General features: G+C 54.9%; 17 protein-coding genes. 13 read left to right on the top strand and 4 right to left on the bottom strand.

Annotated features, from left to right (window positions below; translation table 11 throughout):
• Positions 1 to 11 precede the first annotated feature (11 nt).
• From sS8_RS12960 to sS8_RS12935, 6 genes are all read left to right on the top strand, one after another.
• Positions 12 to 704 (top strand): ABC transporter permease, encoded by a 693-nt coding sequence (locus sS8_RS12960; RefSeq protein WP_119632768.1) that lies wholly within the window; start codon positions 12 to 14, stop codon positions 702 to 704.
• The gene (locus sS8_RS12955; RefSeq protein WP_145986524.1) at positions 701 to 1,690 is read left to right on the top strand and encodes an ABC transporter ATP-binding protein; all 990 of its coding nucleotides are present in this window, start codon (positions 701 to 703) and stop codon (positions 1,688 to 1,690) included. The genes sS8_RS12960 and sS8_RS12955 overlap by 4 nt, the downstream gene beginning before the upstream one ends.
• 67 nt (positions 1,691 to 1,757) lie before the next feature.
• Positions 1,758 to 2,246, top strand: coding sequence for a secondary thiamine-phosphate synthase enzyme YjbQ (locus sS8_RS12950; RefSeq protein WP_456299282.1), 489 nt, complete (start codon positions 1,758 to 1,760; stop codon positions 2,244 to 2,246).
• 14 nt (positions 2,247 to 2,260) lie between these two features.
• Positions 2,261 to 2,743: a DUF411 domain-containing protein gene (locus sS8_RS12945; protein ID WP_119629996.1), complete on the top strand. Its 483-nt coding sequence runs from the start codon at positions 2,261 to 2,263 to the stop codon at positions 2,741 to 2,743.
• A 29-nt stretch (positions 2,744 to 2,772) separates the two neighbouring features.
• Complete coding sequence (gene glk, locus sS8_RS12940) at positions 2,773 to 3,783, top strand: glucokinase (RefSeq protein WP_119629995.1); 1,011 nt, start codon at positions 2,773 to 2,775, stop codon at positions 3,781 to 3,783.
• Positions 3,784 to 3,875: 92 nt separating this feature from the next.
• Complete coding sequence (locus sS8_RS12935; protein ID WP_119629994.1) at positions 3,876 to 4,076, top strand: Rho termination factor N-terminal domain-containing protein; 201 nt, start codon at positions 3,876 to 3,878, stop codon at positions 4,074 to 4,076.
• A gap of 6 nt (positions 4,077 to 4,082) precedes the next feature.
• Here sS8_RS12935 and sS8_RS28115 read toward each other — a convergent pair whose 3' ends face one another.
• Positions 4,083 to 4,421, bottom strand: a complete 339-nt coding sequence (locus sS8_RS28115; protein WP_170161070.1) for a hypothetical protein — start codon at positions 4,419 to 4,421, stop codon at positions 4,083 to 4,085.
• Positions 4,422 to 4,711: 290 nt separating this feature from the next.
• Here sS8_RS28115 and ald point away from each other — a divergent pair, with 290 nt between their 5' ends.
• Positions 4,712 to 5,818 (top strand): alanine dehydrogenase, encoded by a 1,107-nt coding sequence (gene ald / locus sS8_RS12925; protein WP_119629992.1) that lies wholly within the window; start codon positions 4,712 to 4,714, stop codon positions 5,816 to 5,818.
• A 39-nt stretch (positions 5,819 to 5,857) separates the two neighbouring features.
• Here the strand turns inward: ald and sS8_RS12920 are convergent, their stop codons facing one another.
• The 3 genes from sS8_RS12920 to map all read right to left on the bottom strand — a co-directional run bounded on the left by sS8_RS12920 (position 5,858) and on the right by map (position 9,745).
• On the bottom strand, positions 5,858 to 6,172 hold the full coding sequence (locus sS8_RS12920) for a DUF6763 family protein (protein WP_119629991.1): 315 nt from the start codon (positions 6,170 to 6,172) through the stop codon (positions 5,858 to 5,860).
• 140 nt (positions 6,173 to 6,312) lie between these two features.
• Positions 6,313 to 8,937: a [protein-PII] uridylyltransferase gene (gene glnD / locus sS8_RS12915; RefSeq protein WP_331852290.1), complete on the bottom strand. Its 2,625-nt coding sequence runs from the start codon at positions 8,935 to 8,937 to the stop codon at positions 6,313 to 6,315.
• A gap of 4 nt (positions 8,938 to 8,941) precedes the next feature.
• Positions 8,942 to 9,745, bottom strand: a complete 804-nt coding sequence (map, locus tag sS8_RS12910; RefSeq protein ID WP_119632766.1) for a type I methionyl aminopeptidase — start codon at positions 9,743 to 9,745, stop codon at positions 8,942 to 8,944.
• A gap of 228 nt (positions 9,746 to 9,973) precedes the next feature.
• Between map and rpsB the strand changes: the two genes are divergently transcribed.
• From rpsB to sS8_RS12880, 6 genes are all read left to right on the top strand, one after another.
• Complete coding sequence (gene rpsB, locus sS8_RS12905; protein WP_119629989.1) at positions 9,974 to 10,759, top strand: 30S ribosomal protein S2; 786 nt, start codon at positions 9,974 to 9,976, stop codon at positions 10,757 to 10,759.
• 107 nt (positions 10,760 to 10,866) lie between these two features.
• Positions 10,867 to 11,751, top strand: a complete 885-nt coding sequence (gene tsf / locus sS8_RS12900; protein WP_119629988.1) for a translation elongation factor Ts — start codon at positions 10,867 to 10,869, stop codon at positions 11,749 to 11,751.
• 93 nt (positions 11,752 to 11,844) lie between these two features.
• Complete coding sequence (gene pyrH, locus sS8_RS12895; RefSeq protein ID WP_119629987.1) at positions 11,845 to 12,567, top strand: UMP kinase; 723 nt, start codon at positions 11,845 to 11,847, stop codon at positions 12,565 to 12,567.
• Between the two features lie 2 nt (positions 12,568 to 12,569).
• Positions 12,570 to 13,127 carry a ribosome recycling factor gene (frr, locus tag sS8_RS12890; protein ID WP_119629986.1) on the top strand — a complete coding sequence of 186 codons (558 nt, stop codon included), beginning with the start codon at positions 12,570 to 12,572 and terminating at the stop codon, positions 13,125 to 13,127.
• A gap of 153 nt (positions 13,128 to 13,280) precedes the next feature.
• Complete coding sequence (gene uppS / locus sS8_RS12885; protein ID WP_119629985.1) at positions 13,281 to 14,069, top strand: polyprenyl diphosphate synthase; 789 nt, start codon at positions 13,281 to 13,283, stop codon at positions 14,067 to 14,069.
• Positions 14,070 to 14,091: 22 nt separating this feature from the next.
• Positions 14,092 to 15,081, top strand: a complete 990-nt coding sequence (locus sS8_RS12880) for a phosphatidate cytidylyltransferase (protein ID WP_170161069.1) — start codon at positions 14,092 to 14,094, stop codon at positions 15,079 to 15,081.
• The last annotated feature ends 1 nt before the right edge of the window (position 15,082 follow it).

The raw sequence follows: 15,082 nt of genomic DNA, 5'->3' as shown, positions 1-15,082 counted from the left end.
CACATCCCTTCATGGATTATTTCGTCGAGTCTTTTCTTGCCGCTCTCGGCCTGATCTTTCAGTTCGACCCCGAGGTTTATCGAATCGTTTGGACATCGCTCGAGATCTCGCTTACTGCCACGGTTTGCGCCGCATTTCTGGCGGTGCCGGCCGGGGTTTGGTCCGCCTCCGTGGAATTCAGGGGAAAGCGGCTCTTGAGGAGAAGCTTGAACGCCTTAATGGCGATGCCGACGGTCATGATCGGCCTGGTCTTCTATGGCTTGTTTAGCCGCCGCGGGCCTTTGGGAGACCTTGGTCTTTTGTACACTCCGACGGCTGTCATTATCGGCGAGGCCGTGCTGATTTTTCCGCTCGTCATGAACCTTGCGATGACCGGTGTCGACTCCGCCGATCCGCGTTTGTTGCCTACGCTGCGTTCCTTGGGTGCCACCCCGGTACAGCAGTTCCGGCTGGTTTTGTCGGAGACGCGCATGTCCTTGCTGGTAGCGGTTGCAGCCGGTTTTGGGCGGGCCATCGAAGAAGTCGGAACGGCAATGATGCTGGGTGGCAATATCCATGGGCTTACCCGGACCATGACGACCGCCATCGCTCTCGAGACCAGCAAGGGCGAATTCGAGCTTGGTTTGGCGCTGGGTATGATGTTGTTGCTGGTCGCCTTTTCAGTGAATTGGCTATTGCAGTCGGTGGACCGGGGTGCCGGTTGAACTCGGCGTATCGGCTTGAGCATCTGGTGTTTGCCTACGGCGACAAACCGGCGCTGCTGATCGATCATCTGGCAATCCCGGCCGGCCGGATCACGGCGGTGATCGGTCCTAACGGCGCCGGCAAGAGTACGCTTCTCAATCTGCTTGCTTTTCTGATTCGCGCGGATGCGGGCGAGATCTGCTTCTTTAACCGGCCGGTCAAGGGAGAGGACTTTCCGGCGCTTAGGCGCCGAGTCGGACTGGTGGCGCAAAATCCCTATCTGCTTCAGGGCAGCGTGATCGACAACGTGGAATTGGGGCTGAAGCTTCGCGGCATCGGCAAAGTACAGAGACGCCGTAGAGCAATGGATGCAATGGCGAGAGTGGGGCTTGCCGGTTTCGAGAAGTGTTCCGTCAGGGCACTTTCCGGTGGGGAGAGACAAAGGGTTGCGCTGGCGAGGACGCTGGCCCCGGAACCCGAAGTGCTTTTGTTCGACGAGCCGTTTACGTATCTCGATCAAGGCCATACGCGCCTGGTCGAGCGATTGATCTCGGATTACGTACGGAAAAGCGGAAAGACCGTGGTGTTTAGTACTCATGAACAGGCGCAGGGGGCCATGCTTTCGGACGAATCCGTCAGCCTTTTTGCCGGAAGGTTGGTGGACGCGTCGCTCGTCAATTTGTTTCACGGGAGGCTTCAAAACGGTGTGTTCGATACCGGGAAATTGGCGATACGGGTTTCGGAAGCGGTGGAGCAGGTCTCATATCTCACCGTTGATCCGGAGGAGATCCTGCTCTCGTCGGAGCCTCCGAACTCGGGTCATCGTAATGTGTTTCGTGGCCGTGTTGTCATGATCGGGGAGGACGCCGGAAAAGTGAGGATCATCATCGATGTCGGCGAAAAACTCAGTGTTCGGACCTCGCTCGAGTCGATTCGGAGCCTTGGTCTGGAACCTGGGAAAGAAATTTGGGTCTGTTTCAAGGCTGCGGCGGTAAAAGTGTTCTAATCTTTCGGAATCTCTCGCTGTCGCCGCCACCCTTCAATCAAGTCAGGAAACCCCCTATTTACGCTACATGGCGGATTGGTTATGGTGGTTTCATAATTACAATCGAGAAACCGTTTATTCCGATAATGAAATGTGGTTGCAGAAACGATTTGCGTTAAAACCGAGGCCGCGTGGTTTTCATCTGGTCACCGAAGAACTGCTTGGATTTGTGCCGGAATTGGGGCAACTTCGTATCGGTATCGCTCATTTTTTTGTTCAGCATACTTCCGCGTCTTTGGTTCTTAATGAAAATGCCGATCCGAGCGTGCGGCGCGACCTGGAAAACCATCTGAGAAGCCTGGCACCCGACGGCTCGGCTCAGTACACCCATACCTTGGAAGGAGCGGACGACATGCCCGCTCATATCAAATCCTGCCTTATGGGCTCTAGCGTGACCGTACCGATCGGTGACGGGCGATTGTTGCTGGGCACCTGGCAGGGCATTTATTTGGGCGAACACCGCGACCATGGCGGTTCGCGCTTGGTGATCGCCACCTTGAACGGGGAAGCGTTTTAAACCTGGAGTAATCGATGAAAGTTTTGCGATTGATGTTGATGCCGATGCTTCTGTCGGTATTTTCGGTCCATGCGGAGGAGAGCGTATGGGACAAAGGCGTTCCGGTTCTTGAAAAGCCGGCGGATATGACCGTTTACCGCAGTCCCAGCTGCGGCTGTTGCGGGAAATGGCTGGCGCATATGGAGAAACACGGATTTACCGTGAAAGATTTGAAGACCAACGATATGGATCGGATCAAGAAAGAGCTCGGAGTGCCGGAAAATCTCCAATCCTGCCATACGGCGGTGGTTGACGGGTATGTCATCGAGGGCCATGTGCCCGCCGCGGATGTACTGAAACTGTTGGATGCCAGGCCGGGGGTGGCGGGAATCACCGTGCCCGCGATGCCGGTCGGTACGCCCGGCATGGAAATGGGCGGGAAAAAGGATCCTTTCGCTGTCCTGCTCTTTGAGAAGAACGGCAAGGCAAGCACGTTTCAAGAGTACCGGTTCTATTGATCTCCCCTCAAATGACAGGGAGGACCGTTATGCTACTGGCGGGTGATGTGGGTGGGACGAAAACGATTCTGGCCTTGTATGAAGGGGGGCTGGAACAACTGCCGCAAGCCGTTGTGAGGGAGAAAACTTATCCAAGCGCGGCATTTGGCTCGCTTGAGGATATTGTCAAGGACTTCTTGGCCGACCGGGCCGAGTCGTTGGACGCTGCGTGTTTCGGGGTTGCGGGTCCGGTGGTTGGCGGCTGCTGCCAAACTACCAACTTACCTTGGCGGATCGATGAGAGGAGCCTGATGGCCCAATTGGGAATCGCCAAGGTGAAATTGCTAAACGATCTTCAAGCCATGGCCTTGGGGTTGCTCTGGCTGCGGCCGGACGAATGGGTCGATCTGAACCCGCGAGGGGTGCCTGCAGCCGGCAACCAGGCGGTCATCGCCGCCGGTACCGGCCTCGGCGAGGCCATCTTGTACTGGGATGGCACGCTCTATCATGCTTTGGCTACCGAAGGCGGACACGCGGATTTTGCGCCGAACGACACATTGGAAGACGGTCTGCTTGCATATCTCAGAGTCAAATTCGGCGGGCACGTGAGCTATGAGCGCGTTTTGTCGGGGCCCGGGATCGTCAACATCTACGAATATTTGCGCGATACTCGTCAGGCGCCCGAATCGGCCGAGTTAGCCGTGGCCATCAGAAATGCGGCCGACCCGGCCCGGGAAATCAGTACCCGTGCATTGCAGACAGGAGATGCGCTGTGCCGGGGAACGTTGACACTGTTTACGCGCATTTTTGGTGCAGAGGCCGGCAACCTGGCCTTGCGATGTTTTGCTGCCGGCGGCGTTCTGGTTGGCGGAGGCATTGCGCCTAAGCTCCTTTCTGTATTGCAGAACAGCCTTTTTATGCAAAGTTTTTGTGCCAAAGGCCGGTTTTCCGAGTTCCTCGCTGCCGTCCCCGTTCGTGTCGCATTGAATTCCCAGACCGGGCTAATCGGCGCCGCCGAGTGTGCGGCACGAATGTTGCAGGAAAAAATCTGGAGCGTTTGATAGCCGAAATTTCTCGAGGTTGGCGTCATCCTTGTAACGCTATCATCAAATTCGCATTACAGAATTGAGTCGATTTCCGGAGGAGTTTTATTATGCGTGTCGACGAAGTTCGGGAGATCGCCAAGCGGATGGGCCTGGTTCCAGGCCGCATGAGCAAACGGGACCTGATCCGAAAGATTCAGATTGTCGAAGGCAATTTCGACTGCTTCGGAACGGCTCGTGATGCTACCTGCGACCAGCAGGGCTGTTTATGGCGGAAAGAATGTTTTACCCAAGCCAGAAAGGAGAGTTAAACGTCTTCAGAAAATCGGTAAATGAGGCTCATGGAAGTTGAGGCGCGGAATCGCGTTAGTTTTTGAGGAAACGGAACGAAGGAGAGTTTGATGATTGCTGCAGAGCTTTTGGATATTGCCCGTCACGCAGGTATACGCGACCTCGAATATTTCCGCACGGAAAAGCAACTTGTGTGGGCTATCCAGCGAGCCAGGGGGAAGGCCGCATGTTTTCTGTCCGAGGGGCGTATGGAGTGCATGGAGCTCGAGTGTCAGTGGCGCCGGGAATGCCTGAAGCTGGTTGCCGAGTGGCGCCGTTGAATAATCGAGATCGCAGACCTGTCGGCCTGGCGTCGACTTCGCCATAGGAACACTTCGGCTGCGGGCGGGTTCAGGCTCTGATTTCCGCCAGCCTGCGGAAGGGGGAAATTTTGTTATGCGGTTTTTACATAAGGCTTGAGCGAGGTGTCTACTTTGCGAGCAACTTTTTGCTGATCGATTGTTATAGCGGGAGTATGTGGTTTCGAGCCAGGCGTATAAGCGCCGCTTAGAGCCGGAAGAATGGATGAGCTCTGGACGGTTCGAAGGTGTTTGGGTCCGTTCGTGCGTATACAATCGTTCAGAAGTTTCAACGTTCAGGTGAGCTGCATGCTGTTATGAGAATCGGGGTACCTAAAGAAATCAAGAATAATGAAAACCGTGTCGCATTGACTCCGTATTGCCTTTCGAAGCTGGTCGAGGCGGGGCACGAGGTTTTGATCGAAGCCAGCGCCGGGCTCGGTTCCGGGTTCATGGACGAGGAATATCTTGAAATGGGTGCTCGTATTTGCAGTGTAGAGGAGGCATGGAACTCGGATCTGGTTCTGAAGGTCAAGGAACCCTTGGAGTCAGAGTACGCTTATCTCCGAAATCAGATCGTTTTCACTTTTTTCCATCTTGCGGGAGTTCCCCGTTCACTTACCGAGGTTTTACTGGAGCGCCACACCACAGCGGTGGCGTATGAAACCTTGGAGGACGAATCCGGACGCTTGCCGATTCTCGCACCGATGAGCGCAGTCGCGGGAAACATGGCGGCATTGATGGGTGCATACTATTTGGCCGAATTCAATGGCGGTAGGGGTGTACAGCTCGGTAAGGTTCTGGGGGGGCGCCACGGACGGGTCTTGATCGTGGGCGACGGTGTCGTCGCTTTTCACGCTGCCCAAACGGCACGGGGCCTCGGGTCTAGAGTTTCGGTTGCGGGAATCGACGAAGCCAAGGGTAAGCAAATGCAGCGCGAAATCGCAGCGGATCTCGAGTTCTTTATGTCCGAGCCGGATGCCGTGGCCGCGCATGTGCGAGAAGCCGACCTTGTCGTCGGCGCCGTCTTGCGGCACGGAGCCAGGGCCGACTATGTGATTACCGAGAGCATGGTCGGGTCAATGCAGCCCGGTTCCGTTATCGTCGACGTCAGTATCGACCAAGGGGGGTGCGTGGAGACGTCGCGCCCCACGACCCATTCGGATCCGGTTTTCGAGAAGCACGGCGTTATTCATTACTGCGTGACCAACATGCCCGGGGCTTATCCCAGAACTTCTACCATTGCTTTAACCGAGGCAAGTTTTCCCTATATTCTCCTGTTAGCCGATCATGGCTTGGCTGCGTTTCGTAAAAAACCCGGGCTCGAGAAGGCAGTGAACACTTACCAAGGCTATCTAACCTGTAAACCGGTGGCCGAAACTTTCGGGCTTATGGAGCGATACCTGGCGTTTGTCGCGTCGTGATCGTCCCGGGGACGATGCAAACTTGAATTTAAGCGGAAATCAATGCTCGTCTTCGTCGTTTAAGAAATCGTCCAGAGTGAGATCGCGCTGATCCGGTGCGTGCAAATCCGGATCGGTATAGCCGAGGTCATCGAGTTCAACATCGTCGAACGGGGTGCTCCAATCCTCGGGCGGCTCTATGGGGATAAACGGCGACTCGTACCAGGAAGCGAAGTCGAATTCACCCAGATCGCCGTTAAGGTACTGGATTTCGATCGAGTCATTATCCTCGTCCATGGCCACAACACGGAACGATCTTCCGGTCTCGGCATCTTGATACCAGTTTTCGAGTAGTGGATCTGCAACCGTCGGCATGGTTCTGTCCTCCGATCATAGCTGGAAACCTAGCCTCCAAAAGGAATGATCCATTCACGGGTTACGGCAAGGATAACACGGGAATTTGACGAAAATCGGACGTACTGATCGTATTTTTCGGGAACATACGTGGAAATAACTCAGCTGGGCCCTACCAGCGTGATGATCGCTTCGCTCAGGCGGCGTTTCTGGAGGTCGATGTCCAAGGGACGATCCTGGTGGTCGGTGATATAGAATATGTCTTCGGCTCTGCTGCCAATGGTGGAGATTTTTGCATTGTAAAGCCGTATATCGCATTGCCTGAAAGCTTGACCAACCTTTGACAGAAGGCCGGGGCGGTCAGTGGTGACCAGTTCCAGTATCGAGTAACGGTTTTGCGGATCATCGTGAAAATAGATCTGAGTGGGCACCGTGAAATGTCGTATTTCCCGCGGTTCGCGCCGGTGGACCCGAAGCGGCGTACAGCTCGGGTGTTGTAGGCACGCCCGCAAGCGGCTGCAAATTTGGGCTTGCCTGAGGTGATCGTTGATCGGCTCCCCAGTCTGCTCGAGCACATGATAGCTGTTCAGCACGTAGCCATCCGCCGAGGTGATAATCTTGGCATCGAACACAGTCAGTCCGAGCTGGTCCAACACCGCCGTACTGTAGGCGAATATGAAATCCTGGTCTTTCGCATAGAGAAAAATCTCCGCGCTGCCCCGTTGGCTGACCGGGCGCAACAGGACCAAGGGCAAATCTCCCGGCTTGCAGGCGCTGATGGCCACCGTATGCCAGGCAATTTCTTCCGCTAAATAACGCAGAAAATATTCGTCGTTGACCATCTGCCAGACATTTTCGATGGTCCTATCACTGATGCCAAGGCGTCTGAGCAGAGCAAGGCTTTCCGATTTAACCTCATTGATCTTTTCCTGTTGTTCGAGCGGTTTTGCAAGTCCGCGGCGGAATGCCCAGCGCGTCGTGAGATACAGCTCCTTGAGCAAGGCGTCTTTCCAGGAGTTCCACAGGTTCGGATTGGTGGCGCGAATGTCCGCCACGGTCAGAAGATAGAGATAATTCAGCGTTTCCTGGTTTCCGATGGCAGTGGCGAACTCATGAATGACGTCGGGATCGCTGATGTCCTTGCGCTGAGCCGTCATGGACATGAGCAAGTGGTTCTGGACCAGCCATTTGACCAGATCGGTATCCCGACGATTTATGCCGTGGCGTTGGCAAAAATCCCCTGCAATCCTCGCGCCTACCGTGGAATGATCGCCGCCGCTCCCTTTCGCGATGTCGTGCATCAAGCCCGCGATGTAGAGTAGTTCCGGTTTCTCGATAATCTGAAAAATTTCGGTGCACAGGGGATGCTCGGCCTTGTGTTTTTCGAGCGCGAATCTTCTGAGATTGCGGACGACGAATAGCGTATGTTCGTCCACGGTGTAGACGTGGAATAGATCGTATTGCATGCGTCCGACGACGTGGCCGAAAGCCGGCAGATAGGCCGCCAAGATGCCGTAGCGGTTCATGCGCCGCAGTTGGTGCGTGATGCCGCCGGGCTGACGCAGGATTTCCATGAACAGCCGGCAAGCTTCGGGGTTGCTGCGGAATCCCTCGTCGATCAGATACAGGTGCTGACGGATGAGTCGGATGGTGGCGGCGCGTATGCCCAGCAAGCCCGAGTTTTGCTGCAAAAGGAGGAAAATTTGCAGTAGGGCGAGAGGCTGTTCCCGAAACACGTTCGGATGCAGCGCCTCGATGTAGTTGTTGACCGCCTGAAAGTTTTTGTTGATCGGCAGGATGACGGCATCCTCGTCGCGGTGTAGTGCGGCTTCCTTGAACAGTTGCAGCAGCATTTCGTTCAGTCGCTCGAGTCCCATGACCGTGCGGAAGTAACGCTGCATGAATTGCTCTACGGCCTGGTTGACGTTGGGATCCTGGTAACCGAATTTGCGTGCAAGTTCTTTTTGATATTCGAACAGCAAACGGTCTTCGCAGCGACCGGTCAGAGTATGCAGGGCGAAACGGAGTTGCCAGAGAAAATGCTGCGCCTGCATGAGTTCCCCGTGCTCGGCTTCGGTCAGCCAGCCGTGCAGAAGCAGGTCGTTCAGATTCGACGCATTGTAATGGCGCTTGATGATCCATCCGATGATCTGAATGTCCCTGAGCCCTCCCGGCCCCTCCTTGATATTGGGTTCGAGATTGTAGGCCGTGTCGTGGTATTTGGCATAGCGGGCGGCCTGTTCGGCCATCTTGGCTTCGAAGAATTCTCGCGAGGACCAGAGATGTTCGGGGCCGATGCGCGCCCACAACTCTTTGAATAATGCGGGAGAGCCGTCGAGAAGACGGCATTCCATGAGGTTGGTGATGACCGTCAGATCTTGCCGGGCCTGCTCCACGCACTCGTCGATCGTGCGAACGCTGTGCGCGGGTTTTAGGCCGATGTCCCACAGCAAATTGAAAAACTCCGCCAGACTTTGTCGATAGGCCGAATCTTCCGCTCGGGCACCGCTGCTGCAATGAGCATCGAGAAGAATCAAAAGGTCGATGTCGGAATAAGGATGAAGTTCGCGTCGGCCATAGCCGCCCACCGCGACGAGTGCAAGTTGCTGCGCCTCGGGTCCGAGAAAATGGTTCCAGCACGCTCCCAACAGTTCATCCATAAAATCGGAGCGGGCCCGAATCAGGTCAGCGGCAGGAATGCCGGCGTGAAAGCGTCCGGTAAGCTCCTCGTTATGCTGTTGAATATGTTCTCGAAGCGACCTGATGTGCTCGGCGGACGAGAGGATACCATTATAATCCGGCGAGTTTGAGTCGGCCGTTTTCAATCTCGTTTGCCTCTTCTTGGCGCAGGGTGAGGATTTCGTAGCCATCCTCCGTTACCAAAACAGTGTGCTCCCATTGCGCGGACAGGCTGTGGTCTTTGGTAACGGCGGTCCATCCATCCGGAAGAATTTTTACATAGCGCTTTCCCAAATTGATCATGGGTTCGACGGTGAAAATCATACCCGGTTCCAGCAACATTCCGGTATTGGATTTGCCGTAGTGAAGCACTTGCGGATCTTCGTGAAAATTACGGCCGATACCATGGCCGCAGAATTCCTGTACCACAGAATAGCCATGAGATTCCGCGTGCCGCTGGATGGCGAAGCCGATGTCGCCCAGCCGCCCGCCCGGACGCACCTGCTGAATCCCGAGATACATGGATTCCTGGCAAATTTTGATCAGGCGCCTGGCGCGTATGGGTACATCGCCGACGAGGAACATCTTGCTGGTATCACCGTGATAGCCATCCTTGATGACCGTGATGTCGATGTTCACGATATCGCCGCTTTTGAGCTTTTTCGGGCCAGGTATGCCATGGCACACCTGATAGTTTATCGAGGTGCAGATGGATTTGGGAAATCCTTTGTAATTCAGGGGAGCGGGAATGGCTTTTTGTACGTCAACAATGTAATCGTGGCAAATTTGATCCAGCTCTTCGGTGGTAATTCCGGGGGTCACGAAGGGCTCGATCATTTCCAGGACTTGCGCAGCGAGTCGGCCGGCGACACGCATTTTTTCGATTTCGGCGGGTGTTTTCAGGATGGTGCTCATCGCGGGATTCGTTGGTTCTTTGGCGCTCGGCGGAGCGATGTGCGGGAAAGGGTCGGATTGTTGAATAAAGCAGGTTATGGTATAAAGCGCTGCTATTTTTGGCAATAACACACACGCATCGTCACGCTCTGCGGGGTGCCGAATACTTGTGATTGGGTCGCAGGTCGGGATGCGTGGAGGCTCAACCCATGGCCGGTTCAGACCGGCAGAGTTCATTAGGAGATTTGAATGTCCAATGTAACCATGCGCCAAATGTTGGAGGCCGGCGTACACTTCGGTCACCAGACGCGCTATTGGAATCCCAAGATGGCTCCGTATATTTTCGGTGCGCGGAGCAACATCCATATTATCAATCTGGAAAAGACCATACCTCTGTTCGACGAAGCCATGAAATACCTCGAACAGCAAGCGGCCAATCGAGGCAGAATTCTTTTCGTCGGAACCAAGAGGACCACTCGCAAGGTCATCGAAGATGAAGCCAAGCGCTGTGGCATGCCTTACGTGAATTATCGCTGGTTGGGCGGAATGCTCACCAATTTCAAGACTATCAAGCAATCCATAGCCCGGATGAAGGAACTGGAAGCGATGCGCGATGACGGTCGTTTACATCGCTTCAACAAAAAGGAAGCTCTCGGCATGATGCGCGAACTGGAGAAACTGGAGCACAGTTTGGGCGGAATTCGGGATATGGACCGACTGCCGGACGTTTTGTTCGTCATGGACGTGGGCTATGAAAAGAACGCTATCAGCGAAGCGAAAAAGCTGGGCATTCCGGTCGTCGGTATTGTCGACACCAACAACAGCCCCGTCGGCATTGACTATGTCATACCGGGCAACGACGACTCGATTCGTGCCGTTCTGCTGTATGCGCAAAATGCTGCGACGGCGATCCTGCAGGGCAAGGCGCACAGTCTCGATTTTGCCGGCGGCGAAGACGAATTTGTCGAGATGGAGTCCAATACCGAGGCAAGTTCGGATGCCGCTGAGGAAGCGGGTAGCACATATGCCGAGTAAGGCCGCGTTCTTCGTGCCTGAAGTTCAGAGCGCCTCCATCAGGGGGCGTTTTTATAAGCGTAAATGCTTGAATGCGATGCTAAGCAAACAAAGATGAGGTTCGGTCAATGAATATCAGTGCCGCAATGGTGAAGGAACTCCGCGAACGCACCGGTTCGGGGATGATGGAATGCAAGAAGGCGTTGCAGGAAGCCAGTGGCGATATGGAGGCCGCAGTCGAGTTAATGCGGAAAGCGGGGCTTGCAAAAGCGGATAAGAAGTCCGGTCGTACCGCCGCCGAGGGCTTGATTTCGACAAGGACGAGTGCCGACGGTAAGCGTGCGGTGATCCTGGAGATCAACTGCGAGACCGATTTCGTCGCCAAAGGCGATGATTTCACGGATTTCGCCGATAAGGTCGTGGAAACCGCGTTGGATTCGACCGCTGGTTCGCTCGAGGACCTGTTCGCTACGATGATACCGTCTACCGGTTCCAGTGTGGAGGAAACGCGTCGGGCGATGATTGCCAAGATCGGTGAGAACATAAACGTCCGTCGATTCGAAAGCATTACGTCGGAACGCGGGATTGTCGCCAGTTATCTGCACGGCACCCGGATCGGTGTCCTGGTGGAATTGATAGGCGGTGATCAGGCCTTGGGTCGGGATATCGCCATGCACGTCGCGGCGAGCAAACCCTTATGCGTCGAAGATAAGGACGTGCCCGCGGAAACCGTGGCTAAGGAGCGGGAGATTGCCAAGGCCCAGGCCGAAGCCGAAGGGAAGCCTGCCAATATCGTTGAGAAGATGGTTGAGGGCAAAATCAAGAAGTTTCTCGGGGAGGTTACCTTGTTGGGCCAGCCCTTTGTCAAAGATCCCGATCAAACGGTTGGTAAGTTGCTGAGCAGTCGGGGAGCTAGCGTTGGACGCTTCGTTCGTTTCGAAGTTGGCGAAGGCATCGAGAAGGCCGAAAGCAACTTTGCCGAAGAAGTGATGGCACAAGTCAGGAATAGCTGAGACCCTGCTTGACTGGAACCCTGGCGCGAGTGCCTTCCGCGGCATCCGCCAGGGACTTGCGGATAACCAAGCGACAACACAGAATTTGAACCAATGAGTGCGCCCAAATACACCCGAATTCTGCTGAAACTCAGTGGCGAGGCGCTAATGGGTGAACAGGGAAGTGGCATCGACCCACAAACGATTAAACGTCTTGCGCACGAAATAAACGATCTGTGTCGGATCGGTGTCCAGGTGGGGCTGGTCATCGGAGGGGGCAACATCATCCGTGGCTCGGAAAAGGCTTCGGAAGGCCTGGATCGGGTAACCGGGGATTACATGGGTATGTTGGCCACGGTGCTAAATGCCCTCGCCATGCAGGATGCTCTCGAAAAACTTGGTCAGCCCGTCCGTGTCATGTCGGCCCTGAAGATTAACCAGGTTTGCGAGGACTACATTCGGCGCCGTGCAGTTCGTCATCTCGAAAAAGGGCGCGTTGTCGTTTTCGCCGCCGGTACCGGTAACCCGTTTTTTACGACGGATTCGGCCGCAAGTCTCCGTGCGATCGAGATTAATGCCGAACTGCTTATCAAGGCCACTAAAGTAGAGGGCGTTTATTCGGCGGATCCGCTCAAGGATCCCAAGGCGCGGTTCTATTCGAGGCTGACTTATGACGAGGCTTTGGATCAACGTCTCAATGTGATGGACGCCACGGCGCTGGTTTTGTGCCGCGACCATAACATGCCGCTGAGAGTGATGAATGTGTTCGAGCCAGGCGCTGTCATGCGTGTGGTTCTGGGCGAGGATATTGGATCCTTAATTGAAACCGGTAAATAGCCATGATCGACGATGTTCAAAAACGGACTACGGAGCGAATGAAGAAGAGTATCGAGGCGCTCAAGCATGAGCTTGCCAAGATCAGGACCGGCCGAGCCCATCCAAGCCTTTTGGATCACATAATGGTGTCGTACTACGGGAACGAAGTTCCGTTGACGCAAACCGCCAATGTGGCCGTCGAAGATGCCCGTACCCTGACTGTGACCCCCTGGGAACGTAGTATGGTTCAGGCAATCGAAAAGGCGATCATGACATCGGATCTGGGCTTGAATCCTTCAACGGCGGGCGCGGTCATTCGCGTTCCGATGCCACCGCTGACCGAGCAACGGCGGCGAGATCTGATCAAGGTTGTGCGCCAAGAGGCGGAGAATGCCCGGGTTGCGGTTCGTAATATACGACGCGATGCCAATAATGAGCTCAAGGCTGCGCTAAAGGACAAACAGATCTCCGAAGACCAGGAGCGTCGTAGCCAGGAGCAGATTCAACGACTGACCGATCAGTACATCAAAGAAATCGATGTTTTGCTGAGCGAAAAGGAAGCGGACCTCCTGGCGATATAAGATTCGAGTGGTCCCTTCCCATCGTGTCCAATTTCGACTCAGTCGTCAGTTATTGTCAGTCAATATTCGATGGTGCGCCGGCGAATCGACTTCGATCGGAGCCGGTGAGGCGCGTAGTTTTCCAAAATAATGATGATCGGTTCGAAATCCAAAATGGAAAAGCCCGCTGTCCCTATCGATGATTACCGCATGCCCCGCCATATCGCCATAGTTATGGATGGTAACGGACGCTGGGCAAAAAAACGCTTTTTGCCGCGTACGGCCGGGCACCGCGCGGGCGTTGCAGCTGTCCGGAAGGTGATCGAGTGTTGCCTCAAGCGCCGCATAGAGGCCCTTACCTTGTTTGCGTTCAGTAGTGAAAACTGGCGGCGCCCTCCACAGGAAGTGTCGCTGCTTATGGAGTTGTTTTTGACAACCCTGGAGCGGGAAACCGAGAAACTTAACGAAAATGGGGTACGGCTCAGGGTTATAGGTGATCGTGCGGCGTTTGCACCGGTATTGCAGGAGAAGATTTCGGCTGCCGAAAGGCTGACCAGCGAAAATTCTCAGTTGAATCTGACGATCGCGGCGAACTACGGTGGTCGCTGGGACATTTTGCAGGCTGCGCGTGTGCTTGCGGAAAGAGTGGCGCAGGGCGATCTGTGCCCCGAGGACATTAGTACGGGAGTGTTCGAGTCCGAGCTGGCATTGGCGGATTTGCCGGAACCCGACCTGTTTATTCGTACCGGCGGGGAGCAGCGGATCAGCAACTTCCTGTTGTGGCAACTCGCGTATACCGAGCTCTATTTTTCACCTGCTTTATGGCCTGATTTTGATGATCAAGCGCTCGAACTGGCGTTGAACGACTATGCAAGCCGACAGCGCCGCTTTGGATATACCAGTGAGCAGGTCGAGGATCTGGTTTCAGAGAACGCTTGCCCTAAGACAGGCGAATCCCGTTAATTTTGCTTTTTACGAGACAATCATGCTGAAGAATCGAGTCATTACGGCTATATTGCTGGCGCCCCTCATAGTTGCCGCAATTTTGTTCTTGCCCGTTGACGGTTTTGCAGTATTTTGGGGTGCGATTATTTTGGCTGGCGCCTGGGAGTGGGGGAATCTTTCAGGACTAGGCGGGTTCCTTGCGCGTTTGGGGTTCGTTGGTGTCATTCTCGCTTTTCTGTTCGCAGCGCGGTATTTCGCGATCGACTGGGCTCCGGGCGAGCTGCCGCAGTGGTTTTATTGGTCCGTGGTAGCCTGGTGGTTCTTGTGGGGGATCGCATTCCGCCGAATGCCGGAGAAATTGGTTCAAATCAAGTATCCGCTTGCTGCGAAACTCGGGGCCGGTGCGCTCGTTCTGGTCAGCGGATGGATCCTGATGGTCTGGCTAAGGTTGAACTTTCATCAGCAACAGGTCCTTTATTTGGTATTTCTCGTCTGGTCGGCCGATGCCGCCGCCTATTTCGTGGGTAAACGCTGGGGACATACCAAATTGCTGGAGCCGGTCAGCCCCGGTAAAACGATCGAAGGAGTTTACGGGGCCTTGTTCGTTACCGCGATTTTGGCGCTTTCGGTTGGGCTATTCGTAAAGCTCGACGCAATCACGTTGGCCGACTTCGTTTTCCTGTCTTTGTTCACGGCGGCCGCTTCAGTCTGCGGCGACCTTTTTGAAAGCCTTGCGAAGCGGGTTCGCGGAGTCAAAGACAGCGGCGCGCTTCTGCCGGGGCATGGTGGAATCCTTGACCGGATCGATAGCTTGCTGGCCGCGGTTTCTGTTTTTTACGCCGGTTCATTGGTCCTAGGCATATTTTTGTCGGCCGGGTTGGAAACGAGTGTTGTTATTCCACAAGAGCCGAATACGGACGTTCCCGTAGAAGCCGTACCTTATGAAGATGAGGGGACGCTCGATGAAGACTTTACCGGAGAAGGTGCCATAAACGAAGGCGGCTCTCCCTCGGATAACGGAGCGCCTTGAA

Source organism: Methylocaldum marinum (genome assembly GCF_003584645.1).
Taxonomy (GTDB): domain Bacteria; phylum Pseudomonadota; class Gammaproteobacteria; order Methylococcales; family Methylococcaceae; genus Methylocaldum; species Methylocaldum marinum.
The sequence above is the reverse complement of the archived record's forward strand: the minus strand, read 5'-3'. Positions and strand labels throughout refer to the sequence as shown.